This is a genomic window from Halomonas sp. DN3, from assembly GCF_024137905.1.
Classification (GTDB): Bacteria; Pseudomonadota; Gammaproteobacteria; order Pseudomonadales; family Halomonadaceae; genus Halomonas; species Halomonas litopenaei.
Window position 1 is genome coordinate 727,894 of record NZ_CP099965.1, and the last position, 24,017, is coordinate 751,910.

Here is a 24,017-nt window from a genome sequence, read left to right on the forward strand (position 1 = left end):
AAGATCGTTGTCCCCCCCGCACAGGAGAACCGCATGTCGCTACCCTTGACTCGCCACAATCGTCCGCGTCAGGTGCTTGACGCCATCGAGGCAGCCAATATCGGTCTCAGGGAAGACGACCGGCAGGCCAAGTTCGACAAGATCGCGGCCTCGCCCTACGCCTTCTTTCGAGGCACCAATCATCTGTACTGGGCCGATGTCTGGCATGACTGGCGCTTTTCGCTCTACGGCGGTCAGGTCGACACCCAGACCTGGTTGCAGGGTGACGCCCACGCCTTCAACTTCGGCGCCTATGGCCACCACGATGACCACGTGCGCTACGGCATGGACGATTTCGACGACTCGCTGATCGGTGACTATCAGTATGATCTCTGGCGCCTGGCCATCAGTCTGGTGCTGGACGCCCACGACAATCAGGGTCTTTCGCCCAAGGCGCTGCGCCGTGGTCTCAAGCACCTGGTGCTGGCCTACCATCGGGAGCTTGCCGACCATCGCCGAGGCGAGACCCCAGGGTACGTCAATGTGGAGAGCGCCAAGGGGCCGCTCAAGCCGTTCATGCAAAAGGTCGAGCGCAAGAAGAGTCGGGCCAAGATGCTCGACAAATGGACCCGTCTCGACGATGACGGCCGCCGGCTCGAGCGTGAGGGCAAGCTGTCCAATCTGCCCGCCCACCTGGATAGCCAGTTGCGCAAGGCCATCAACGAGGAGTATCGCGATACCTTGAAAGGCGAGCGCAGCGAGTCCGAGGACGAGCACTTTCGCATCAAGGACACCGCGCGGCGTCTGGATGCGGGCACCGGTTCACTGGGACTGGACCGTTTCTACGTGCTGATCGAGGGTGGCAAGGACCACGAGCACGACGATGTCATTCTCGACGTCAAGGAGCAGCCTGGGCCGGCCGGACTGGTGCTGATGAGCGAGGCCGGCAAGCGCGCCTGGAAGGCGACCTTTCCGCATGAGGGCATTCGCCATGCCGCCGCTTTCCACGCCATCGCCGAACACCCGGATATCTACCTGGGCTGGCTGCATCTGGGCGACAAGGTGTTCTCGGTGCGCGAACGCTCGCCCTACAAGGAAGACTTTCCTACCCACAAGCTGAAGGGCGGCAAGGACTATCGCCAGCTGGTAAAGCAGTGGGGTGGCATCCTCGCCCGCGAGCACCTTCGCGGCGCCGCTGCGCTGACGCCGGACGATCCGGGTCGTTTTGCCCGGGCGGTGGGCCGGCGGGTCGACGGTCACCTCGATCAGGTGGTCGAGATGGTGACCACCCTGGCGCACAGCTATGCGCGTTGTGTGGCCCAGGACCATCAGACCTTTGTGCAGTCACGCAAGGATCGGCAGTGATGCCTGGCCTGGCTCAGGTCTGCCCGCCCGGCTCCAGCGGCTCGCGGGTGGGGCCTCGATAGACCCGCGCCAGGGTCCGCGTCATCAGCTTACGTGACAGACCCGGCACCAGGCGCATGCCAAGGGTGGCCAGGCGTGCCTGGCGGGTCGGCACGATCAGGTAGTCACCCTTGTGCAGTCCCCTTAGGGTATCGTCGGCGATGGCGTCCAGGCTGGCCTTGGGGATGGACAGGGTCTGGGCGCGATTTTCCGGCGTCCGGTCCTGCTCGAGGGTGTCGACCATGGGCGAGTCGAACTCGCCGGGGCACACCAGCTGAACCCGGATGCCCTGGGGCGCGAGCTCGTAGTAAAGCGACTCGGTCAGCCCCACCAGAGCGTGCTTGCTGGCGCAGTAGGGGGTGTAGCCAAAGACCCCGGTCAAGCCCGCTACCGAAGCGATATTGATCAGCCAAGCCGCGGGGGCATTGCCCTTGTGTCCGTGCTGGCGCCCGCCCTGGGCCGCCAGGAACGGCAGCGCCGCCCGAGTGGCGTTGAGCGGGCCGAAGTAGTTGACCTCCATGACCTCGCGAAAGTCCCGCTGGGTCAGTGTCTCGAAGTAACCCTCGCGCATTACCCCGGCGCAGTTGATCAGACCGTCGATGGCGCCGCTTTCGGCGGCGATGGCGGCCATGGCCTCCTGCGTCGCGGTTTCATCGGTGACGTCCGCCACCCGACAGTCGACCACCGCCGCCGGCGACTCGCCTCGCAGCGTCTCGAGCGCGGCAAGCAGGCGCTGTTCGTTGCGGGCCACCAGGGTGACCCGCGCGCCCTCGCGTACCAGCCGCTGTGCCAGCGCCAGGCCCAGACCCGAGGAACCTCCGGTGATGACGAAGTGACGATGTTCGAACATGGTGGCTCTCCAGCCGCCAGCCTGTCATGGCAGTCTGACAAGCGTGGCCTCTTGTGGATGGTGGTGGTCGACGGTGTGCCAAACGCTCTCGGTGATCAGGATGCCTGTCGCCAGCGACAGGGAATCGGGAAGGCCTCGAGGCGGGCCTTGAGAGAGGAGAGATCGACATCGCCCGGCACCCTGATCTCCGCCACCAGGCCGAGGGTCGCATCCTGGCATGCCGTGATGAGTGCCACCCCGGGCCCCAGTTCGGCGTTGGCGATCTCGCCATAGACCCGGGTGACCGCGTCCTGTCGCAGGGCCGGCTTGAACACCTTGCCCACCGCCGTCAGCGGAATGCTGTCGAGGATCCAGATGTTCTTGGGGATGGCGGCCTTCTCGGCCAGGTGGGCCTGACAGTGGCTGAGCAGGTCGTCTTCGTTGACCTGGCGATTGGGCTGCAGGCTGACGTAGGCCACCGGCAGTTCGCCGACCCGGTCGCAGGGCTTGCCCACGGCGGCGGCCATCTGCACCGCGGGGTGGCGGTAGAGCGCGTCTTCGATCATCTGTGGATCGATGTTGTGCCCCCCGCGGATGATCAGATCCTTGGCGCGCCCGGTGATCCACAAATAGCCATCGGCATCCTGGCGGGCCAGGTCGCCGGTGTTGAACCAGCCATCCTCGACCCAGATGTCGCGGTTCTGTTCGGGCCTGGAGTAACCGTCGAAGACGTTGGGGCCGCGGATCAACAGCGTCCCGATCTCGTTGACTGCACAGTCGTGCAGGTAGCGGCCCTGGTCGTCGAGGGCGACCACCCGAGCACCGGTATAGGGCAGCGCCAGGCCCACCGATCCCGTGCGACGCTCGCCTGCGAGCGGGTTGGCCATGCTGCCGCAGGTGCCTTCGGTCATGCCGAAGCCCTCGATCAGCGAGATGCCGGTCAGTTCCTCGAAGTGGCCGTGGACCGCCCGGGGCAGGGGGGCGCCGCCGCTCAATGCACTTTCGAGGCTCGATACCTCGGCGTCACCGAAGGGCACCTCGAGCAGGCGAGAGAAGATCGCCGGCACCGCACTGAAGAAGCTGACCCGGTGGCGCTCCACCAGCGACCAGAAGTTGTCGACCAGGCCGGGGCTGCGGAAGCCGCCCGGGGTGGCCAGCAGTATCTCGGCGCCGATCATCAGCGGCACCAGGCCGGTGATCAGTACGGCGTTGACGTGAAACAGCGGCAGGCCACAGAGGATCACCGCGTCCTCTCGGTGGCGAAACAGCATCTGCATCATCGCCGCGTTGGCCACCTCGTTGGCGTGGCTGTGGGGTGCCAGCTTGGGCAACCCGGTGGTACCGCCGGTGTGGAAGAGCGAGGCGCGCTCCTCGGGGCGAATCCTACGTTCATTGATGAGCCGATCGGCGGGGGCCCGATCGAGGCAACGGTCGAAGTCCTCGCACCAGTCGGCGGCGTCGGGCAGCGGCAGACGTTCGCGCAGTGCGCGGGCTTCGTCATCGCCGAGAAAGCGCGCGGCATCGACGTACAGCACCTTTTCGAGGCTCGGTACCCGGTCCTTGATGGCTTCCACCTTGTCCCAGATGTCGCTGCCCGGAAAGGGCGCCAGCGCCACCAGCACTCGGGTGCCGGCGGCGTTCATGATGCCGGCGATATGCTCGGGCTCCAGCATCGGGTTGATCGGGTTGACCACGCCGGCCGCTTCGCCGCCCCACAGGGTGAAGTGGGTCTGGGGCAGGCTCGGCAGCAGAAAGGACACCACGTCGTCTGAGTCCACGCCGAGGCGGTGAAAGGCATTGGCCGCCTGCACCACACGGGCAAGAAACTCGGCGTAGGTGTAGCGCTGCCCCTGCTGCTGGGTCGTGGCGTCTATCACGAAGCGCAGCGCGGTGGCGTCGGGTCGGCGCCTGGCGCTGATCTGAATCAGCTCGAGGGTGCTGTCGGGCAGCTCCAGCGAGGCCCAGGGGGTCGCCTCGATGACCTCGATGTCGGCGCGATCGCGAATCGCCGGAAAACGACTAATTCGCTCGAGGTAGGAGGGCAGGGGCGAGGCTGCGGCGGAAGCGGTGTCGATGGTCATCTTGGTTTCTCGAGGCGTCGCGGCGTCAGGACCAGGCGCGACAGCAGCAATCGTAAGTGTTGTTGTTGAACGTGCTAGCGGACCAGCCACTGCATCAGTTTGAGCACCTTGTGGGTGGTGCTGGTGTAGGGCGGTATCAACAGTTTCATGCTGTCGACAGGGCCCTGACGGTAGACCGGGCGCATCTTGGAGAAGGTGATGAAGCCGTCGCGGCCGTGGTAGTGACCCATGCCGCTATCACCCACGCCACCGAACGGCAGGTCATGCTGGCCCACGTGCAACAGTGCATGGTTGACCGAGACGCCGCCCGACTGGATACGCTCGATGTAAAGGTCCACCAGCGCCCTGTCCTGGGAGAACGGATACAGCGCCAGTGGCCGAGGACGTGCGTTGATGTAGTCGATGACTTCTTCCGGCTGGCGGTAGGTCTTGACCGGCAGCAGCGGACCGAAGATTTCGCGCTGCATGATCTCCATGTCATCGGTCACGTCCAGCACCAGGTGAGGGGCAAACTTGCGGGTCTCAGGGTCGCTTTGCTGTTGCGACAGGGGAATCACCCGCGCGCCCTTGGCCCTGGCGTCCTCCAGGGTCGCCTCGAGCCGGGCGAAGGAGGCGTCGTCGATGATCGAGGTGTAGTCGGGACTGGCGAGATCCGGATAGCGGTGTCCGACGATGCCCTTGGCGGCGTCGACCAGGGCATCCACGCTACCTTCCGGGAGAAACAGGTAGTCCACCGTGGTACAGATCTGGCCGGCGTTGAGCAGCTTGACGAACAGGATTCGCCGAGCGGCCTCGGCCAGGGAGAAGTCCGGGGCGATGATCGCCGGCGCCTTGCCGCCCAGTTCCAGGGTGACCGGGGTCAGGTTGTCGGCGGCGTTGGCCATGACCTTGCGCCCGGTGGCGGTGGACCCGGTGAACACCAGATGGTCGAAGGGCAGGCGGGTGAAGTGAGGCCCCAGCTCGCCGTCGTCGGCGAAGAACTTGAGCTTTTCCTCGGGGAAGTAGTCGGGGCTGAGGTCGATCAGCAGTTGGGCCAGTCGGGGAGAACGATCCGACATCTTGACCAGCGCCCGGTTGCCGGCGGCGAAGATGCCGATCAAGGGGGCGAGGCTCAGGTTCAGCGGAAAGTTCCAGGGCACCAGTACACCGACGACGCCCAGCGGTTGCGGGATAACGCTGTTGCGTGCACCGAAGTAGAGGCTGTGGTCGACCCGCCGGCGCTGGGGCTTCATCCACGACTTCAGGTGCTTGATGGCGTCCTTGATATCGCCGAGCACCACCACGAACTCGCAGAACAGGGTCTCCTCGCGGGAGCGATTGCCGAAGTCGTCGCTGATCGCCTGGACGAACGCCTCCTGGTGGTCCTTGAGCATGTTGGCCAGGGCCTTGAGGTGGCCGATGCGCTCCCGGTAGCTTGGCACCGGCGCCGCCAGATAGGCGCTTCGCTGCTGGTGGAAGGACTGCTCAAGCTGATCGAGGGTGCGGGGATCGGGTGACATCAGGGGGGCATTCATGCGTCGACTCCAGAGGTCGCGGTGGTCGTTGTGGCGGCGTCGCTGGCAATCAGGCCATGCAGGTCGCCGTGGCCGTCCAGCGCCGAGCAGGAGCCCGGCAGGGGCTTGGAAAAGTGGACGCGCGACACCTCGGCGGCCCGTCCTTCATCGAACACAGGCTCCTCTGCCCAGGCGTACTCCGCCAGGGCGAGGATGGTCAGCGAAGGGTTCACCCCCAGGTTGCCGGGAATCAGCGAGCCATCGATGACCCTCAGATTGTGGTAGCCGAAGGCGCGACCGCGATCATCGACGACGCCATCCTCGGCGCTGGTGCCGATGGCGACGCCGCCCATCAGGTGGGCGGTGCTGGGGGCGCCGGAGAGCACTTCGGTGGCCACGTTGCCGGCCTCGCCGCCACCGGCGGCCTCGACGAAGTGACGCGCCGCCTCGTGGGCGATGGGGAAGTAGTTCGACAGCGCCCGGTCATCCTTGTCCTGGTATACCGACCAGCCGGGCTTGAACATGGTGTACCAGGGGCGCTGGCTCTTCAGGTGGACGTAGGTGTCCCTGGTCTGCATCACCAGAAAGATGATCGAGTGTTTCGACTTGCCCACCGGGTTGAGCATTCGCAACGTGGTCAGCGGCTGGCGCAGGATATTGATCAGCATGCTGACCGAGCGCGGCACCTGACCATGGGTATCGGTCAGCGGCACGGCGCTCTGTAGCGCGAAGGTGGCGTCGCCGTAGCGGGGGAAGCGGTTGATCTCGATACGGGTCTCGTCGTCGGGATCGAACATCGAGGTGATGGTCGGGCCGTGGCAGATTTCCTGGGGCTGGCCGCTGACGTCGGTGAACCTGGCGGTGTTGACGATCAGCGTCTCGGAGTTGGTGCGGACCTCTCGCCCCAGGCGCGATGACAGCCGGGGCAGGGTCTGGTCCTGGTCCCTGGCCTTGAGCAGCAGCGGGATGGTGCCGAATACGCCGGCGGACAGCACCAGGCCCCGGCAGCGCAGCCGGTAGGGCTTCTTGGCGAACCAGGCGGTGGAGGACTGCACCGTGATCTCGTAGCCGGCGCTGCCGTCGCGCTGTCCCTTGGCATCGGGCAGCGCCTCGATGCGCGTGACCTCACTCTCGGCGCGTATTTCCACGCCGTTGCGTTCGGCAAACCACAGGTAGTTCTTGACCAGAGTATTCTTGGCGTTGTGGCGACAGCCCATGGTGCAGCCGCCACAGTATTGACAGCTGTTGCGCTCGGGGCCGTCGCCGTCGAAGTAGGGGTCGCCTCGCTCGGCGCCGCTGGCGTCGTCGGGGTCCTCGGGAAACAGCACCCCGGTATTGACCGTCTGGTAGGTGTGTTCGCGGCCCATGCGCCTTGCGGTTTCCTGCAGCGCTTCGTCGGCGGCGTTCTCGTAGTGGCTACGGGTGACACCGAGCATGCGCTGGGCCAGGCCGTAGAAGGGCGCCAGGCGTTGCTTCCAGTCGCCATGGACCCGGGTCCAGGACTCGGCGGTAAAGACCTCGTCCTTGGGAATCAGGTGCACATTGGCGTAGACCAGCGAGCCGCCGCCGACGCCGACGCCGTGCAGGGCGGTGATCTTGCGGGTCAGGCTGATCTGCAGATTACCGGTCAGACCGAGCCTGGGGGCCCACAGGAATTTTTTCAGGTTCCAGGAGTTGTCCGAAAATTCCTCGTCCTTCCAGCGCCGGCCCTTCTCCAGCATCAGCACGCGATGGCCCTTTTCCGAGAGCCTCAGCGCGCTCACCGAGCCACCGAAGCCGGTGCCGATGATGATCTGGTCATAGTCGAAACGGTCGTCTTGGCTGGACGTCATGGACTGGCCCCTCACGCTGTCGTTGTTGTCTACACCGAGCATAGTGAAGGCAGGGCCGGTCGGATTGACCGAAGGCGCGCGCTATTTGACAGATCGCGCAATATCGAGCGTTTCGGTCTTATGCTTTCGTCGCCATTGGGCGGGACTCTCGCCCATGATTCGTTTGAAGCTGCGGGTCAGGGCGCTCAATTGGCTGTAGCCAAGCAGGTCGGCGATCTCGGTCAGGCTCAGTTGGGTGTCGAGCATGTAGACCCGGGCGCTGCGCATGCGCACGCGATCGAGCAACTGCTGGAAGCTCAGGCCGCGCTTGAGCAGTCGGTCCTGGAGGGTACGTGGTGGTACGTCCAGGGCCTGGGCCACGGCCTCCAGGCTGACCTGATCGAGCGGCAGCAGGTTGGTGATGATCCACTCCACCTTGCTTTCGATGTCGTCCCAGCGATGACGGTGCATCAAGGAGTTGATCAGGTGCCGCAGGGCCGGACTGCCTCCGGCGATGGCGTGGTCGAGACAGCTGCGGTCGAACACCAGGGTGTTCTCGGGATGATTGAAGCGCAGCGCCGAGTGTAGTTGCTGGGTGTAGGGTTCGAGGTCTCGTGGCTCCTCGCCGCACAGGTAGACCGCGCGCAGCTTGATCGGCTCGCCGTAGAGGAAGGTGAGGATGTTGTAGGCGCCCATCAAGGTATTGTCGTTGTGCTGGCGTGATGGGGCACTGCGCCCGGGCACACGATAGGTGAAGTGGTAGTAGGCCTGGTCATCGCGCTCCTCGAGACGCACATCGAGTCCTTGCACGTGGCGGCCGATTTCCTCGGCCACGGTGACCATCGCCTCGCGCAGGGTGGCGCACTGCTGGATCAGCAGGCCCACCATGCCCAGCATCGAGATATTCTGGTAGCGCCCCAGCAGCAGGCCGAAGTGGCGACAGCCGCTCATCTGGGCACCCAGTTCGAGCAGGTCGATCTTGGTGGCCACCGGAATCAGGCGGTCCGGCCGGTCGAGGTAGTCCGGCGGCAACGACAGTCGTGCCAGCGCCTGGTCGGCATCGATACCCTGCTCGTCGAGCAGGGTACGGTAGCCGGTCAGGGCCGCGGCACGCACCATGGGCTGCATGGGGGTATCTCCGGGACAGGGTGTGATCAGTATATCGCTCTGTGCGCGGAGCCGCGCTTGGTCAAAAGGTATAGATGCCAGGCCTCTAATATGCCGAAGCGGGAGGTGCTGGAATACGCCGGCGGCGCCCCGCAGGGCGCCGCCGATGATGGAGCGAGTGTCGAGCTGCGCCGAAAAGGCGTCCCGGACTCAGCGATAGGTGTCCTTGAAGCGATCGCGCAGCTGATTCTTCTGCACCTTGCCCATGGTATTGCGCGGCAGGCTGTCGACGAAGAATACCCGCTTGGGCTGCTTGTAGCGGGCCAGCTTGTCGCTCAGCGCGGCGATGACGTCGGCCTCCTGGGGCGAGGCGCCTTCGGCGGGCACCACCACCGCGGTCACCCCTTCGCCCAGGTCAGGGTGGGGCAGGCCGATGACCGCGGATTCGGCGACGCCGTCCATCTCGTCGATATGCCCTTCGACCTCCTTGGGGTAGACGTTGTAGCCGCCGGAGATCACCAGGTCCTTGTCGCGTCCGACGATCTGCACATAGCCCCGCTCATCGATCTGGGCCAGGTCGCCGGTGATGAAGAAGCCGTCTTCCAGCAATTCCTCGGCGGTCTTCTCGGGCATCCGCCAGTAGCCCTGGAACACGTTGGGGCCGCGCACCTCGAGCATGCCGATCTCGCCCTGGGGCAGCGGCGTATGGTCACCCCCCTCACGGTCGGTGATGCGTACCTCGACGCCGGGCAGCGGCATGCCCACGGTGCCGGCGATGCGATCACCGTCGTAGGGGTTGGAGGTGTTCATGTTGGTTTCGGTCATGCCGTAGCGCTCGAGGATGGCGTGGCCGGTGGCGGCCTCGAAGGCCTCGTGGGTCTCCGCCGTCAGCGGCGCCGACCCCGAGGTGAACAGGCGCATGCGGGCGGTGGCCTCGCGGGTCAGGCGGGGATCCTTGAGCAGCCGGGTGTAGAAGGTCGGCACCCCCATCATGGTGGTGCCTTCGGCCATTTCCTCGAAGATCACGTCCGGGTCGAACTTCGCCAGGAAGCGCATGCTGGCGCCGGCCATCAGGATCACGTTGCAGGCCACGAACAGCCCATGGGTATGGAAGATCGGCAGGGCATGGATCAGCCGGTCGTGCTCGTTGAAGCGCCAGGCCTCGACCAGCGACTCGGCGTTGGAGCCAAGATTGCGATGGCTCAGCATGGCGCCCTTGGAGCGGCCGGTGGTGCCGGAGGTGTAGAGGATCGCGGCCAGGTCATCCGGCCCGCGCTCGAGCATCTCGTTGACCGGCGTAGCCGCCTCGGCAGCCTCCATCAGGCTACCGTCGGCGGCGGTGCCCAGGGATTCGACTCGGGCACCACCGCAGGAGGCAGCGACCTCGCGGGCGGCCGTGAGTGAATCCGGGCGACAGACGAACAGGGCGGGTTCGGCGTCACCGAGGAAGTAGCGAATCTCCTCGCTGGTGTAGCCGGTATTGAGTGGCAGGTAGACCCCGCCGACCTTGAGGCTCGCCAGGTACACAAGGATCGCCTCGGGGCTCTTGTCGACCTGGACGGCGACCCGGTCACCGGGCCCCACGCCGAGCGCGACCAGTGCCCCGGCGAGCCTGGACACCGCTTCCAGCGCATCGCTGTAGCGGTAGTCACGGCCTTCACGGGTGGTGATGAAGGGCGCGTCACCACGCTCGGTCATGCGCTTTTCAAAGGTGGCAAAGAGGTTGTGATTCATGTGACGGGATCTCCCTTCAAGTGCTTGCGGGCGCGACGACGCTGGTCCCTGACCTGAGACGAGCAGGCCACCTTACCTTCGGTGGTGTAGCGCTCATGGTTGCCTTCGATGTCGTCGAGCACGTAGAGATAGTTGACCATCAGTGAGCCGAACTGTGACAGCCCCCGGCGAGAGGTATCACCGAGCCAGTTGATGCGGTGCAGTTCGGCGCCATTGCCGAGATGGAAGCGGGCGACGGTATTCAGCGGCAAATTGCGCGCGTTGCGCTCCTTGGTGAGGTAGTGAGCGGCCAGCGGCTTGATCACCTCACCCAGGGCCTTGCTGCGCTCTGGGTCCTCGAGCCAGTCGTCCTGATCGAGCTCGGCCAGCAGGGCGCGGGTGTCGTCGTCGAGGCGACCGCGTTGGTCCTGGCGCTCGGCGTCCAGCCAGGCGCGAAAGCCGGGTACCGGTGACAGGGTGACGAAGTTCTTCAGCCGCGGCAGTTCCGACTTCAGCTCCTTGACCACCTGCTTGATCAGGAAGTTGCCGAAGGAGATGCCGCGCAGGCCGACCTGGCAGTTGCTGATGCCGAAGAAGGCCGCACTGTCGGCGTCTTCGGCCTCGATGGCCTCGTGGTTGGCGTCCAGGATCGGCTGGATGCGCTCGGGCATGCCCCTGGTCAGGGCCACCTCGACGAAGATCAGCGGCTCGTCGCCGATGGCCGGGTGAAAGAAGGCGAAGCAGCGCCGGTCCCGGGCGTCGAGGCGCCTGCGCAGGTCGTTCCAGTCGCAGATCTCGTGCACCGCCTCGTAGCGGATGATCTTCTCCAGTACCGCCGCCGGGGTGTTCCAGTCGATCCGCTTGAGCACCAGAAAGCCACGATTGAACCAGGACGCGAACAGGTGGGCGAAGTCGGCATCGAGCGCCTCCAGCGCCGGGAAGGCCTTGAGCCGGGGCAGCAGATCCTCGCGCATGCGCACCAGCTCATAGGTGCCGCCGGCGGTAAGGTTGAGCCGGCGCAACAGCTCCTGGCGCTGCGGTTCGCAGGCCTCGAACAGTCGCTGCAGGTCGACATTGCCGCGACTGTCCCGGTAGCACTCGTAGGCGCCGTCGACGGCCTCGGGATCGGCACTGAACTGCTCGGTCAGGCACTTGAAGAAGCGCGTCTTCTCGTCTTCATCGAGGCAGCTGTAGCCGTCCAGGGCCTGGCCGGCCAGGGCGATGCTGGAGGCCTCGCCATCGCTTTCCAGAAGCTTGCGACAGGCGTCGATCACCTGGGTATGTTCCAGCGGCGGGCCATCGCCCCGGCGTCTGAGCAAGGCGTCACGCTGTGTGATACTGGAGAACAGTTCCTGCAGAAAGCTGAAGTTCATCGGGGACATCTCCTCGGGGCTGGGCCAGGTGGGAGCGGGCCTGGTGGCCCGCTGGTCACACGCGTCGGCGTCGGGATCATCCGGCGCTCTCCATGATCAGGTCCGGCAGCCAGGTGGCGATGCCCGGGAAGAAGCACAGCAGCACGATGCCGAGCACCATGCACAGGGCATAGGGCAGGCTGCCGAGCAGGATGTCCTTGAGCGCGATATCCGGCGCGATCCCCTTGATGATGAACAGGTTAAGGCCCACCGGCGGGGTGATCAGGCCGATCTCCAGGTTGATGGTCAGGACCACCGCGAACCAGTAGGGATCGAAGTTGGCCGCCAGAATGATCGGCAGCAGGATCGGCGCGGTCATCACGATCACCGCCACCGGCGGCAGGAAGAAACCGGCCACCAGCAGGAAGACGTTGATGATCCCCATCAGTACCCAGCGATTGACCTCCAGTGCCGCGATCGCCTCGGCCACCGTCTGGGTGATGAACAGCGACGACAGGGCGTAGGCGAAGATCTCGGCGCAGGCGATGATCAGCATGATCATCACGCTCTCGCGCAGGGCGTCGCGCATGATGGTGGTGAGCGGTTTCACCTGCCACATGCGGTAGACCACGATGGCCAGGGCCAGACACAGGAAGGCCCCGGCGCCGGCCGCCTCCGAGGGCGTGGCGACACCGCCGTAGAGGGCGAACAGGATACCGCTGACCACCACCAGGAAGGGCAGCACCCGCACCAGCGCCTTCATGTTGGTCTCGACGTTCCTGGCGACGGTGTCCTTGAGCTCGCGGGCGGCGTCGGCGACGGGGCTGGGGGTGTCATAGCCACCGGCCAGCTTGCACGCGATCAGCGTCCAGGCCATGAACAACAGCGCCAGCATGATGCCGGGCAGGGCGCCGGCGATGAACAGCCGTCCGATCGAGGTCTCGGTGGAGATGCCATAGACGATCATGGTGACCGAGGGCGGAATCAGGATGCCCAGGGTGCCGCCGGCGGCGATGCAGCCAGCCGCCACGCCGTCGGGATAGCCGCGCTTGCGCATCTCGGGGATACCCAGCTTGCCGATGGCGGCGCTGGTGGCAGGCGACGAGCCGGACAGGGCGGCGAAGATCGAGCAGGCGCCGATATTGGAAATGGCCAGTCCCCCCGGCACCTTGCCGAGCCACAGGTCCAGCGAACGGTAGAGGTCACGGCCGGTGGGGGAGGAAGCCACGGCAGCGCCCATCAGGATGAACATCGGAATCGCGACGAAGCCGAACGACGCCAGGCTGCCGAAGAAGGTCTCGCCGAAGTAGGTCAGCTCACTGACGCCCCGGTCCATCACCAGGGCGGCGAGGGACACGCCGCCGAGGGCGAAGGCGATGGGCGTGCCGATGGCCATCAGCACGAACAGAGCGGTAACGATAAGGATGCCACTGGTAACCGGATCCATCAGCGTGCTCCTCCCAGAATTTCCGCCAGGTACTGCAGCGCCAGCAGGGTCGAGCCCAGCGCCAGCGGCACCAGCGCCGGCCACAGCGGCGGATTCCACACCGTGCCGGTGGTCCAGCCGCCGTGGTAGGCCTCCAGCAGGTAGAGCCAGGAGCCGTAGGCCAGGGCGATGCAGAAGGCCAGGCCGCACAGTGAGGCGACCAGGTTCATGGCGCACTTGATGCCGCCCTTGAGCGCATCGGGCAGCACCGTGACCGCCACCTGGCCGCCGGTCAGCAGCACATAGGGGGCGCCCAGCAGCATCGCGCCGGTGATCGAGAAGATCGCGAATTCGGTCTGCCAGGTGGTGCTTTCACCGAGCAGGTAGCGCACGAAGATCATGTGGCAGACGGCCAGCACCCCTGCAAAGAGGGCGGCGCCGGCCACCACTGCCATAGCGATGGATAGCCGATCCATCAGCCGACAGAAAGCGCCCACCGGGCCGGAGGCATGTCGCCGGGAACCGGGGGCTGCGGGTGCAGAGACGTGGGGGGGAGAGTGGGACGGTGTGTGTGACATGGAGCCTCCGAGGTGACACGACAGCGACGAACGACGAGGCGCGGCCAGCGGCCGCGCCCACCTCGGTCTATTCCACCGCCAGGGCGGCGTCGATCAGTGCCTGGCCGTTGTCGACGTTCTCGGCAAAGCTCTTGTAGGCGCTCTCTTTCGCTACCTCGAGCCAGGCGTCGTAGTCTTCCTGGGACATCTGGACCACTTCGACGCCGTTTTCCTCGAACACTTCCACCATGGTCTGGTCGAGCTGGGCGGCCTGCTCGGCGAAGTACGCCTCGGCCTTCTCGCCAGCGTCGATCAGTGCCTGCTGCTGCTCCTCGTTGAGCCCGTTCCAGCTCTGTTCGGAGATCAGGATCGGCTCGTACATGAACCACAGGGCGTTCTCGCCCGGCGCCGTCAGGCAGCTGACCTGCTCGTAGATGCGATAGGAGACGAAGGAACCCGACGAGGTGTTGGCGCCGTCGAGCACGCCGGTCTGCATGGCGGTGTAGATCTCCGACGAGGGCATCGAGGCGATGGAGGCGCCGGCGGTGGCCAGCATCTCGTCGAAGGCCGGTCCGGCGGCGCGCATGGTCTGGCCCTGCACCGTGTCGGGCGAGGTGATGCACTGCTGGTTGGAGGCGAAACCGCCGGCCAGCCAGGCGTCGGCCAGTACCCGGGCGCCGGCGTCCTCGATCACCTGCTTGATCATGTCCATGAACTCGGAGTCGTTGAGGCGCTGGGCACGCTCGTGATTGCGCACCAGACCCGGCATCAGGGTGGCCGAGAACTCGGGGTGGCGGCCGCTGGCGTAGTCCAGCGGCAGCGAGGTCATGTCCAGGCGGCCGCGTACCAGCGCGCCCCACTGCTCCTTGGCCTTGAACAGCGACTGGCCGGGATAGACCTGCAGGGCCAGGTCGACGCCGGCGGCTTCGACCTCCTTGGCCATCAACTGGACCATTTCGTCGCGCACGTCGCCCTGGCCACCGGGAAACTGGTGGGACACGCGCAGGGTGGTCTCGGCGCTGGCGATGGACGCGCTGGCGGTGGCGATGGCGGCGACGGCGAGAGTGAGAGCTTGGCGTTTCATGGTGACTCCTCGAGGCGTTGTTGTTGTGTTGATTGTTGTAGTGGGTGTTGTAGCGAGCGTGATGATCAGTGTTGTGGTGGTGGGATAAACGCGCCGAGGTCGGCGCGGGGGATGGAGGTCAAACATTTTTCATCTGCTATGATGTATACATCAATAGCCAGCATGTATATTCCTGTCAATTCGTAGGGCTTAGACCATGGTGGAGTGAGGGCGCCGAGGGGTCAGTCGCATCAGGACAGGATATGCTGGAACGATTCGAGTTCAGCCAAGGGACAGCCAGGGGACAGCCATATGAGCAAGAAGCCCTCCAACGCCCAGCGTCTGCGGGACTCTCTCGAGGACGACATCATCAATGGTCGGCGCACGCCGGGTGAGCGACTGGACCCCGAAGAGCTGTGCAGGACCTACCAGGTATCGCGTACCCCGGTGCGCGAGGCCATCCAGCAGCTGGTGGCCAGTGGCCTGGTGACCGTCTACCCCAAGAAGGGCACCTTTGTCGCCAGGCTAGGGCTCGAGCGACTGATCGAGATGTTCGAGGTGATGGCCGAACTCGAGGGCATGTGCGGTCGACTGGCGGCGCGGAGAATCTCAGCCGATGAACTCAAGGCCTTGCGCGACGCCTTCGAAGGATGTCGCCGCGCCGGCGAGACCGGTGACAGCGACGACTACTACTACGAGAACGAAGCCTTCCACAGCGTCATCTATCAAGCCAGCCACAACGCCTTCCTGGCCGAAGAGGCCCAGACCCTCAAGCAGCGGCTCAAGCCCTATCGACGTCTGCAACTCCAGGTACGTTCACGCATGCAGAGCTCGCTCGATGAACACCGTGAGGTGCTCCAGGCGATCGAAGCCGGTGATGCCGAGAGCGCCGAGCGCATCCTGCGTGACCACGTGCTGATCCAGGGCGAGCGCTTCAGCGACTTTGTCTCCAGCGTGCGCAAGCTGGAGGAGGGTGGGGGCGAGTTGCGACGCGCCACTGCCTCGAACTAGCCGGGCTCTGCCGTACCGGGATGGTGGTGTCGCAAGCAATGTCGCTTGACGACCACCACAGGCAGGGCCGAGGGTAGTCGGCATCCCACTTGCCAGCCTGAGGTAGCAGCCCATGTTTCCTGCCTTTTCCGGGCGCTATGCGTCCCTGCCCGATCGTATGCGCGCCGAGATGGCGCCCACCCCTGTGGCGGCGCCGCGTCTGCTGGCCTTCAATCGTCCGCTGGCCGAGGCGCTGGGTTTCGACCTTGACGCCTTCGACGCGACCCGTGCCGCCGAGGTGCTCGGTGGCAACGCCGTGCCCGATGGAGCGACGCCGATCGCCGCGGCCTACGCAGGGCATCAGTTCGGCAACTTCGTGCCACAGCTCGGCGATGGTCGGGCGATCCTGCTGGGCGAGCTAGCCCATCGAGACGGCGGCCTGCGTGAGGTCCAGCTAAAGGGCGCCGGACGCACGCCCTTTTCCCGCGGCGGTGATGGTCGCGCGCCGATCGGACCGGTGCTGCGCGAGTATCTGGTGTCAGAAGCCATGGCCGCACTGGGGGTGCCCACCACCCGGGCGCTGGCGGCGGTGGCCAGCGGCGAGCAGGTGGTGCGCCAGATGGTGGAGCCCGGGGCGGTACTGACCCGGGTAGCCTCGAGCCATGTGCGGGTCGGCACCTTTCAGTATTTTGCCGCCCGCCGTGACAGCGAGGCGCTGTCGCTGCTGGTGGACTTCTGCATCGAGCGACACTACCCCGAGCTGGCCGACTTGCCCGAGGCCGAGCGCGCGCTGGCGCTGGTCGAGGCGGTGGTCGAGCGCCAGGCCAGCCTGGTCGCCCAGTGGAAGGGGCTCGGCTTTATTCATGGGGTAATGAACACCGACAACTGCGCGATCTCGGGGGAGACCATCGACTATGGTCCCTGCGCCTTCATGGACGCCTTCCACCCGCACAGGGTATTCAGCTCCATCGATGAGCGCGGCCGCTACGCCTGGGACAACCAGCCGGCCATCGCCCAGTGGAACCTGGCGCGCCTGGCCGAGACGCTGCTGCCGCTGATCAGTGACGATCAGGAGCGAGCGGTGGCGCTGGCCACCGAGGCCATCGAGGCCTTCGCCGAGTGCCATGACGCCGCCTGGACAGCGGTGCTGCGTGCCAAGCTGGGACTCGGGGCTGAAGACTCGCAAGGCCAGCCGGAAAGCCGCTCGACCGATGGTCAGGGGGGCCAGGTGGCAGACGAGGACCTGGCCCTGGGCGAGGACTTCCTCAAGGCCATGGAAGAGGGCAACGCCGACTTCACCCTGAGCTTTGCCCATCTGCCCCGGGCGCTGGCCGGCGATGAGGCAGCGCTTGCCGAGGGCTTCGAGCGCAGTGGCAGGCTCGAGGCCTGGCTACCGCGCTGGCGCGAGCGTCTGGCCCGTGAAGGCGTCGCCGACGAGGTCGTCGGCGCGCGCCTGGCGGCGGCCAACCCCCAGGTGATACCGCGCAATCATCTGGTCGAGAAGGCCATTCGCGCCGCCATCGATGACGACGACCTGAGCGTATTCGAGACGCTGCTCGCCGCCGTGACCCGGCCCTACCAGACCCCGGACGATACCAGCCTGCTGGCCCCGCCCGGGCGCGACGAGCGAGTGCTCAGAACCTTCTGCGGTACCTGAGGGGCCCCACCGGCGCCGCGGCCGCCGGTGGGCTGCTTGCCAGCAGGGCTTACGCCGACAGAATTTTCGCCAGCACGGCTCGCGCCGGCTACTGAGGTGCCTGGCTGGCCTGCAGGGTGCGCGTCAGCAGTGCCCGCAGGGCGGCCGGGCGCACCGGCTTGAGCAGCAGCTGGTAGCCGCCGCGGCGGACCTCTTCGGCCACCTCCTCGGTGCGGTCGGCGGTGATCACGATGCCGGGCACCGCGCCGGTCAGGCGCTCGCCCAGGGCGTCCAGCGCCATCAGGCCGGTGACCTCGTTGTCCAGGTGATAGTCGGCGAGGATGGCGTCGGGGTCGTCGTCCAGATGGCGCAGCACCGACTTGGCGCCACCGATGGAGGTGGCGGTGAACACCTCGCAGCCCCAGCCAGACAGCATCGCCTTCATGCCCTCGAGGATCAGCGACTCGTTGTCGATACACAGGATGCGCTTGCCGTCGAGCTTGCTGGCGACCTTGCGCGCAGGCCGGGAGTCCGTGTCCTCGGCCGGGGCCTTTGCCTCGACCCTGGGTACGCTGACCGAGAATACCGTGCCCACGCCGACCCAGGAGCGCACCCGGATGGGGTGGTCGAGCACCCGGCTCATGCGGTCGGCGATGGATAGGCCGAGGCCCAGTCCCTTCTCGCTTTCCTTGTGGCGCGAGGCCTGATCCAGGCGACGAAACTCCTGGAAGATCTCGGCCTGCTTGGCCTCGGGGATGCCGGGGCCGCTGTCCCATACCTCGATCAGCAGGCGCTCACCGCGCCGGCGAATGCCCAGCAGCACCCGGCCCTCCTGGGTGTAACGGATGGCGTTGGACAGGAAGTTCTGGATGATTCGGCGCAGCATCTGGCTGTCGCTGTCCACCCACAGGGCCGACCCCACCACCTTGAGGTCCAGGCCGCGATCTTCGGCCATCACCGCAAACTGGGCCTGCAGCGGGCGCAGGATGTCGGTCAGCGCAAAATGGCTGCGTCTGGGGGTCAGCGCGCCGGCGTCCAGCTTGGAGATATCCAGCAGGGTGCCGAGCAGCTCTTCGGCGGACTGCAGTGAGCTGTCGATATGGCCGATGGTGCGCTTCATGTCCTCGGCGCCCATGTCCTGGGACAGCGCCGAGGTAAACAGCCGCGCCGCGTTGAGTGGCTGCAGCAGGTCATGGCTGGCTGCGGCCAGGAAGCGCGTCTTGGAGGCGTTGGCGTCCTCGGCCACCTGCTTGGCCTGGCGCAGGGCCTGCTCGGCTTCGGCGCGCACTCGGTTCTCCTGGCGCAGCGCGGCGTTGGCTTCGGACAGGGCCAGGGTGCGCGAGCGTACCCGCTCCTCCAGGGTCTCGTTGGTTTCCTTGAGGGCGATCTCGGCCCTCCGGCGCTCGGTAATGTCCTGGTAGAGCGCGAAGAAGCCGAGGATCGCGCCGCTGTCGCCGAAGTGCGGAGTATAGGTCACCAGCATGTAGCGCAGGCCTTCGTTGGTGATCTCGAGCGACACCTCGAAGCTGACCCTTTCGCCACTCAGGGTGCGCTGAATCCAGGGAATGCGCTCCTCGGCCATGGTCTCCGGAATCACCTGGGTCACCTTCTTGCCGATGACCTCGTTGCGGTTGATGTTGAAGGCCTGCTCGTAGGCACGGTTGGTAAAGAGGTAGCGACACTCCCGGTCGAAGTAGGCGATCAACGCCGGCACGTTGTCGGTATAGATGCGGATATTGTTTTCCGAGCGGATCAGCGCTTCTTCGGTGCGTTTCTGCTGGGTGATGTCCTGATAGGTGTAGACGAAGCCGCCACCGGGCATGGGGTTGCCCTGGACCTCCAGCACGCTGCCGTCCTGGCGATATCGCACGTAGCGGTGGGGCTGGCCCTCGCGGATGTTGTCGAGCAGCAATTCCACGTGCTCTTCCGGGTCGCCGGGGCCGTACTCGCCGTTATGGGCGTTGTAGCGGAAGATGCGGTCGATCGGTGCGCCGACACGGATCAGGTGGTCAGGGAAGCGGAACAGCTCCAGATAGCGCTGGTTCCACACTACCAGGCGCAGGTTCTGATCCACCACGCTGATGCCCTGGTTGATGTTCTCGATGGTGGCCTGGAGCAGGGCGCGATTGAACTCCAGCACCTGGGAGGCCTCATCGACGATGGAGATGACGTCGGAGATGCCGATGCCACGCCCCTGCAGCGCGGAGTTGACGACGATGCGCGCCGACGAGGCGCCCAGCACCGAGGCCAGAAAGCGCTCGGTGAACTGGATCACGTCGATGGACGCTCGGGCACTGTCTTCCAGCGCCTTGCCGTTGCGCCGGGCGTAGTCCGAGAAGGCGCGGTCGACCTGGCCGGCGCTGAGAAAGCGCTGGCACAGCACCTTCAGGTCGCCGACCGTGGTAGCCCCGGTCCAGGGGCGATTGACCGAGGTCTGGCGGGTCTCGACGCTGTCGACGAACAGCGACGCCTGAATCCGTTCCACCACCCGCTGAGGGGTTACCTGGGAGACAAAGATGTAGGCCACCAGGTTGACCCCCAGCGACAGCATCACGCCGTGGGTAAAGCTGTCACCCACGTGCAGGCCGAACAGCGAGGTCGGTGACAGCCAGGCGATCCCCAGCGGCCCACCCTGGAGCCAGCCGGCGGGCAATACACCGGCGTTGATCATCGCTGGCAACAGCAGGGTGTAGGCCCAGATGGCGAAGCCCGCGTTCATGCCGACGATGACCCCCAGGCGATTGCCGCGCTTCCAGTAGAGCCCACCGATCAGCGCCGGGGCGAACTGGGCGGCGGCGGCGAAGGACAGCATGCCGATGGAGGCCAGCGAGGTGAATTCGCCGATCAGCTGATAGAAGCCATAGGCCATGGCCAGGATCACGGCGATGGTAATGCGCCGTGCCCGCAGGACCAGGCGTCCGTAGTCGCGGGCCTTGGTGTCGAACCAGCGCATGCGGAACAGCGCCGGGATGACGATCTCGTTGGAGATCATGATCGAGACCGCCACGGCGGCGACGATGACCATGCCGGTGGCGGCGGAGAAGCCGCCGATAAAGGTCAGCAGGGCCAGCCAGCTCTGGTTGGCGGCCATCGGCAGCGACAGCACATAGGTATCGGGTGATACGTCGGTGCCGGCGAAGATGGTCAGGCCGGCGGCGGCCAGCGGCAACACGAAGAAGGCGAACAGCACCAGGTACAGCGGGAACATCCAGCGCGCGCGGGCGGCGTCGTCGCGGTGGGTGTTCTCCACCACGGTGACGTGAAACTGGCGCGGTAGACACAGGATCGCCAGCATGGCCAGCAGGGTCTGGGCCCAGAAGCTCTGGCCGAAGTCCTGCTGGGCCAGTTGCCGCTGCAGCTGCAGGTGGGTGTCGGCCCGGGTCATCAGGTCCTGCAGGCCATCGAACATGCCCCAGGTGACGTAGGCGCCGAGGATCAGGAAGGCCACCAGCTTGACCAGCGACTCGAAGGCCACCGCGTGGATCAGGCCCTCGTGGTGCTCGGTGGCGTCGGTATGGCGGGTACCGAACAGGATGGCGAAGATCGCCATGACGATGGCCACATAGAAGGCGGTGTCACCGAACAGCGGCGCCTGGGTGATGTCGGAGGCGTCGGTGAGCACGGCAAAGGACGTGGACACTGCCTTCAACTGCAGGGCGATGTAGGGCAGGGTGCCGATCAGCGCGACCAGGCTGGCGAAGGCCGCCAGAGACTGGGTCTTGCCGTAGCGAGAGGCGATGAAGTCGGCGATCGAGGTGACGTTCTGGTGCTTGGCGACCCGCACCATCTTGGCCAGTACTGGCCAGAACAATAGAAGCGTCAGTACCGGACCGACGAAGATGCTGGCGAACGACCAGCCGGAGGTCGCCGCCTGGCCCACGGCGCCGTGGAAGGTCCAGGAGGTGCAGTAGATCGCCAGCGCCAGGCTGTAGACCAGCGGGCGACGATGGCTGGCCCCCAGGTGGCGTGCACGACGATCGCCGCGCCAGGCGATGGCGAACAGCACGGCGATGTAGAGCAGTGAAACAGCGATCAATAGCCAACCGGCAAACATGGGCACCTCCTCGACGTCAGCGGCCATTCTAGGGCATTGGCGGCCTGCTCGGCAGGGGCGCAGCGTGGTTGCCTCGATTCGGGCGCCTGAAGCGCGAAGCATTGACGGAATTTTGCGCCATCAAGGGAAAGGCATTGCCTTTTCTCAAGGCCTTGAATCGCGACTAAGGTGGATTGCACCTTTGTAGTGATAGACCATCGGCTAATATTCCAGAAATGTTTATAAGTTGCTGAAATATTTGATGTAATAGTTTTCTTGGTGCGGTGCATTTATGCTTTTCGACTAAAGTTATCGTTCCAGGAAAGGCCATTTTGTCTAGTCTGCTTCTCGAGCCTTTGTGTCGTCTTTGCGGCGGCATTTGGCGATCAAACCACTTCTTGAGGGTAGCCTTATGCTAGACAAGAGCGCACAGGCCTACTGGAAACGAAACATACGAACCATCCTCGGCTGTCTGGCCGTATGGTTCATCGTCTCCTATGGCTTCGGCATTCTGCTGGTGGATGTACTCAACAATATCCAGTTCTTTGGCTTCAAGCTCGGCTTCTGGTTTGCACAGCAGGGATCCATCTACACCTTTATCGTGCTGATCATTTTCTATGCCTGGAAGATGAACAAGCTCGATGAAGAGTACGACGTCCACGAACAGTGACACCCGCAAAATAACGTCAATGAACGGGAATTGATTCCATGGATGTACAACTACTTACCTATATATTTGTAGGGGCGTCCTTCGCGCTCTACATCGGTATCGCGATCTGGTCGCGTGCCGGGTCTACCAAGGATTTCTACGTCGCCGGCGGCGGCGTCCACCCTGCCGCCAATGGCATGGCTACCGCGGCAGACTGGATGTCGGCGGCCTCTTTCATCTCCATGGCGGGCCTTATCGCCTATCTGGGTTACGACGCCTCGGTCTACCTGATGGGCTGGACCGGTGGCTACGTCATGCTGGCCATGCTGCTGGCGCCTTACCTGCGCAAGTTCGGCAAGTTCACGGTGCCGGACTTTATCGGTGACCGTTACTACTCGAATATCGCCCGTACCGTGGCGGTCATCTGCGTTATTTTCGTGTCCTTTACCTATGTCGCCGGTCAGATGCGCGGCGTCGGTATCGTCTTCGCCCGTTTCCTCGAGGTCGAGGTCAATCTGGGCGTGGTCATCGGCATGGTCATCGTGTTCTTCTACGCGGTGCTCGGTGGCATGAAGGGCATCACCTACACCCAGGTGGCCCAGTACTGCGTGCTGATCACCGCCTTCATCGTGCCGGCGGTGTTCCTGTCGATCATGATGACCGGCCACGTGCTGCCGCAGACCGGGCTCGGTGCCACCTTCGTCGATGCCGCCGGCAACGACAGCGGCCAGTACATTCTCGATCGTCTCGACGGTCTGCTGACGGATCTGGGCATCACGCCCTACACCGACGGCAGCCAGCCGATGATCAACGTGTTCTTCATCACCGCCGCCCTGATGTGCGGTACCGCGGGTCTGCCCCACGTCATCGTGCGCTTCTTCACCGTGCCGCGGGTGCGTGACGCCCGGGTCAGCGCCGGCTGGGCGCTGGTGTTCATCGCACTGCTCTACACCACCGCTCCGGCGGTCGGCGTGTTCGCCCGCACCAATATCATCGAGACGGTACACGAGACCAGCTACGAAGAGGCACCGGCCTGGTTCAAGAGCTGGGAAGGCGTGGGCCTGATCGGCTGGCTCGACAAGAACGACGACGGTCGGGTGCAGATGGGACCGGGCGCACCGTTCGAGGGCAAGCCGACCTTCGAAAGCGGCCCGCTGGAAGAGGAAACTCCCGGCGAGCACGGGCAGCGGGTGGTGACCAATACGCCTACCGACAGCCCCAACGAGGTCTACATCGACCGCGACATCATCGTGCTGGCCAACCCCGAGATCGGCGGCCTGCCGGCCTGGGTGATCGCCTTGATGGCCGCCGGTGGCGTGGCCGCGGCGCTGTCCACCGCAGCCGGTCTGTTGCTGGTGATCTCGGCGGCGGTGTCCCACGACCTGATCAAGAAGCAGATCAATCCGAACCTCAGCGAGAAGGGGGAGCTGCTGGCGGCGCGAAGTGCTGCTGCGGTGGCGGTGGTGGTGGCCGGCTACTTCGGCATCAACCCGCCGGGCTTCGTGGCCCAGGTGGTGGCCTTTGCCTTCGGTCTTGCTGCCTCGTCCTTCTTCCCGGCGATCCTGCTTGGCATCTTCGACAAGCGCATGAACCGCGAAGGGGCCATCGTCGGCATGGTGCTGGGTCTGAGCTTCACCTTCATCTACATCGTCTACACCAAGTTCATCAACACTGATCCTTCGATCTGGTGGTTCGGCATCTCGCCGGAGGGTATCGGTACCCTCGGCATGATCCTCCACTTCATCGTGGCCTTCGTGGTCTCGCGGGCAACCGCAGCACCGCCGGAGCACATCCAGGAACTGGTGGAGAACGTGCGTGTGCCGAGAGGCGCGGGTGAGGCCCACGCTCACTAGAGCGGGCCATCAGGCAGGGGCGTCGGTCCACCATCCGTCGC

16 protein-coding genes are annotated in these 24,017 nt (G+C 65.1%); 5 read left to right on the forward strand and 11 right to left on the reverse strand.

Going from position 1 to position 24,017, the window contains the following annotated elements; genetic code table 11:
- The first annotated feature begins 33 nt into the window (after positions 1-33).
- Positions 34-1,344, forward strand: a complete 1,311-nt coding sequence (locus NKF27_RS03330; protein ID WP_253555339.1) for a DUF2252 domain-containing protein — start codon at positions 34-36, stop codon at positions 1,342-1,344.
- A gap of 13 nt (positions 1,345-1,357) precedes the next feature.
- Here NKF27_RS03330 and NKF27_RS03335 read toward each other — a convergent pair whose 3' ends face one another.
- The 10 genes from NKF27_RS03335 to dctP all read right to left on the reverse strand — a co-directional run bounded on the left by NKF27_RS03335 (position 1,358) and on the right by dctP (position 14,836).
- Complete coding sequence (locus NKF27_RS03335; protein WP_253555340.1) at positions 1,358-2,233, reverse strand: SDR family oxidoreductase; 876 nt, start codon at positions 2,231-2,233, stop codon at positions 1,358-1,360.
- 95 nt (positions 2,234-2,328) lie between these two features.
- Positions 2,329-4,293 carry an acyl-CoA synthetase gene (locus tag NKF27_RS03340; RefSeq protein ID WP_253555341.1) on the reverse strand — a complete coding sequence of 655 codons (1,965 nt, stop codon included), beginning with the start codon at positions 4,291-4,293 and terminating at the stop codon, positions 2,329-2,331.
- 74 nt (positions 4,294-4,367) lie between these two features.
- On the reverse strand, positions 4,368-5,807 hold the full coding sequence (locus NKF27_RS03345; protein WP_253555342.1) for a coniferyl aldehyde dehydrogenase: 1,440 nt from the start codon (positions 5,805-5,807) through the stop codon (positions 4,368-4,370).
- Positions 5,804-7,618: an FAD-dependent oxidoreductase gene (locus NKF27_RS03350; protein WP_253555344.1), complete on the reverse strand. Its 1,815-nt coding sequence runs from the start codon at positions 7,616-7,618 to the stop codon at positions 5,804-5,806. Before NKF27_RS03350 ends, NKF27_RS03345 begins: the two co-directional genes overlap by 4 nt.
- Before the next feature lie 81 nt (positions 7,619-7,699).
- The gene (locus tag NKF27_RS03355) at positions 7,700-8,725 is read right to left on the reverse strand and encodes an AraC family transcriptional regulator (protein ID WP_253555346.1); all 1,026 of its coding nucleotides are present in this window, start codon (positions 8,723-8,725) and stop codon (positions 7,700-7,702) included.
- A 189-nt stretch (positions 8,726-8,914) separates the two neighbouring features.
- Positions 8,915-10,438, reverse strand: a complete 1,524-nt coding sequence (locus NKF27_RS03360; RefSeq protein WP_253555347.1) for a malonyl-CoA synthase — start codon at positions 10,436-10,438, stop codon at positions 8,915-8,917.
- Entirely contained in the window at positions 10,435-11,790 is a 1,356-nt protein-coding gene (locus NKF27_RS03365) for a malonyl-CoA decarboxylase (protein ID WP_213228125.1), read from the reverse strand. Before NKF27_RS03365 ends, NKF27_RS03360 begins: the two co-directional genes overlap by 4 nt.
- Positions 11,791-11,866: 76 nt before the next feature.
- A complete protein-coding gene (locus NKF27_RS03370; RefSeq protein WP_124802791.1) occupies positions 11,867-13,216 on the reverse strand; it encodes a TRAP transporter large permease in 1,350 nt (449 codons plus the stop codon).
- Positions 13,216-13,773 carry a TRAP transporter small permease subunit gene (locus NKF27_RS03375; RefSeq protein ID WP_222515635.1) on the reverse strand — a complete coding sequence of 186 codons (558 nt, stop codon included), beginning with the start codon at positions 13,771-13,773 and terminating at the stop codon, positions 13,216-13,218. The genes NKF27_RS03370 and NKF27_RS03375 overlap by 1 nt, the downstream gene beginning before the upstream one ends.
- A 67-nt stretch (positions 13,774-13,840) precedes the next feature.
- Positions 13,841-14,836 carry a TRAP transporter substrate-binding protein DctP gene (gene dctP, locus NKF27_RS03380; protein WP_108131311.1) on the reverse strand — a complete coding sequence of 332 codons (996 nt, stop codon included), beginning with the start codon at positions 14,834-14,836 and terminating at the stop codon, positions 13,841-13,843.
- Positions 14,837-15,127: 291 nt separating this feature from the next.
- Here dctP and NKF27_RS03385 point away from each other — a divergent pair, with 291 nt between their 5' ends.
- A complete protein-coding gene (locus NKF27_RS03385; protein ID WP_045992163.1) occupies positions 15,128-15,826 on the forward strand; it encodes a GntR family transcriptional regulator in 699 nt (232 codons plus the stop codon).
- A 112-nt stretch (positions 15,827-15,938) separates the two neighbouring features.
- Positions 15,939-17,462, forward strand: coding sequence for a YdiU family protein (locus NKF27_RS03390; RefSeq protein ID WP_253555348.1), 1,524 nt, complete (start codon positions 15,939-15,941; stop codon positions 17,460-17,462).
- Between the two features lie 88 nt (positions 17,463-17,550).
- Here the strand turns inward: NKF27_RS03390 and NKF27_RS03395 are convergent, their stop codons facing one another.
- Complete coding sequence (locus NKF27_RS03395; protein WP_222515632.1) at positions 17,551-21,495, reverse strand: NahK/ErcS family hybrid sensor histidine kinase/response regulator; 3,945 nt, start codon at positions 21,493-21,495, stop codon at positions 17,551-17,553.
- A gap of 391 nt (positions 21,496-21,886) precedes the next feature.
- Here NKF27_RS03395 and NKF27_RS03400 point away from each other — a divergent pair, with 391 nt between their 5' ends.
- Positions 21,887-22,144: a DUF4212 domain-containing protein gene (locus tag NKF27_RS03400; RefSeq protein WP_045992160.1), complete on the forward strand. Its 258-nt coding sequence runs from the start codon at positions 21,887-21,889 to the stop codon at positions 22,142-22,144.
- A gap of 38 nt (positions 22,145-22,182) precedes the next feature.
- Complete coding sequence (locus NKF27_RS03405; RefSeq protein ID WP_045992159.1) at positions 22,183-23,976, forward strand: sodium:solute symporter family protein; 1,794 nt, start codon at positions 22,183-22,185, stop codon at positions 23,974-23,976.
- Positions 23,977-24,017 lie beyond the last annotated feature (41 nt).

What these genes read in the sequence shown, in the direction of transcription:
- NKF27_RS03330 (WP_253555339.1), top strand. Translation starts at nt 34, where the DNA reads ATGTCGCTACCCTTGACTCGCCACAATCGTCCGCGTCAGGTGCTTGAC.
- NKF27_RS03335 (WP_253555340.1), bottom strand. Translation starts at nt 2,233, where the DNA reads ATGTTCGAACATCGTCACTTCGTCATCACCGGAGGTTCCTCGGGTCTG.
- NKF27_RS03340 (WP_253555341.1), bottom strand. Translation starts at nt 4,293, where the DNA reads ATGACCATCGACACCGCTTCCGCCGCAGCCTCGCCCCTGCCCTCCTAC.
- NKF27_RS03345 (WP_253555342.1), bottom strand. Translation starts at nt 5,807, where the DNA reads ATGAATGCCCCCCTGATGTCACCCGATCCCCGCACCCTCGATCAGCTT.
- NKF27_RS03350 (WP_253555344.1), bottom strand. Translation starts at nt 7,618, where the DNA reads ATGACGTCCAGCCAAGACGACCGTTTCGACTATGACCAGATCATCATC.
- NKF27_RS03355 (WP_253555346.1), bottom strand. Translation starts at nt 8,725, where the DNA reads ATGCAGCCCATGGTGCGTGCCGCGGCCCTGACCGGCTACCGTACCCTG.
- NKF27_RS03360 (WP_253555347.1), bottom strand. Translation starts at nt 10,438, where the DNA reads ATGAATCACAACCTCTTTGCCACCTTTGAAAAGCGCATGACCGAGCGT.
- NKF27_RS03365 (WP_213228125.1), bottom strand. Translation starts at nt 11,790, where the DNA reads ATGAACTTCAGCTTTCTGCAGGAACTGTTCTCCAGTATCACACAGCGT.
- NKF27_RS03370 (WP_124802791.1), bottom strand. Translation starts at nt 13,216, where the DNA reads ATGGATCCGGTTACCAGTGGCATCCTTATCGTTACCGCTCTGTTCGTG.
- NKF27_RS03375 (WP_222515635.1), bottom strand. Translation starts at nt 13,773, where the DNA reads ATGTCACACACACCGTCCCACTCTCCCCCCCACGTCTCTGCACCCGCA.
- dctP (WP_108131311.1), bottom strand. Translation starts at nt 14,836, where the DNA reads ATGAAACGCCAAGCTCTCACTCTCGCCGTCGCCGCCATCGCCACCGCC.
- NKF27_RS03385 (WP_045992163.1), top strand. Translation starts at nt 15,128, where the DNA reads ATGAGCAAGAAGCCCTCCAACGCCCAGCGTCTGCGGGACTCTCTCGAG.
- NKF27_RS03390 (WP_253555348.1), top strand. Translation starts at nt 15,939, where the DNA reads ATGTTTCCTGCCTTTTCCGGGCGCTATGCGTCCCTGCCCGATCGTATG.
- NKF27_RS03395 (WP_222515632.1), bottom strand. Translation starts at nt 21,495, where the DNA reads ATGTTTGCCGGTTGGCTATTGATCGCTGTTTCACTGCTCTACATCGCC.
- NKF27_RS03400 (WP_045992160.1), top strand. Translation starts at nt 21,887, where the DNA reads ATGCTAGACAAGAGCGCACAGGCCTACTGGAAACGAAACATACGAACC.
- NKF27_RS03405 (WP_045992159.1), top strand. Translation starts at nt 22,183, where the DNA reads ATGGATGTACAACTACTTACCTATATATTTGTAGGGGCGTCCTTCGCG.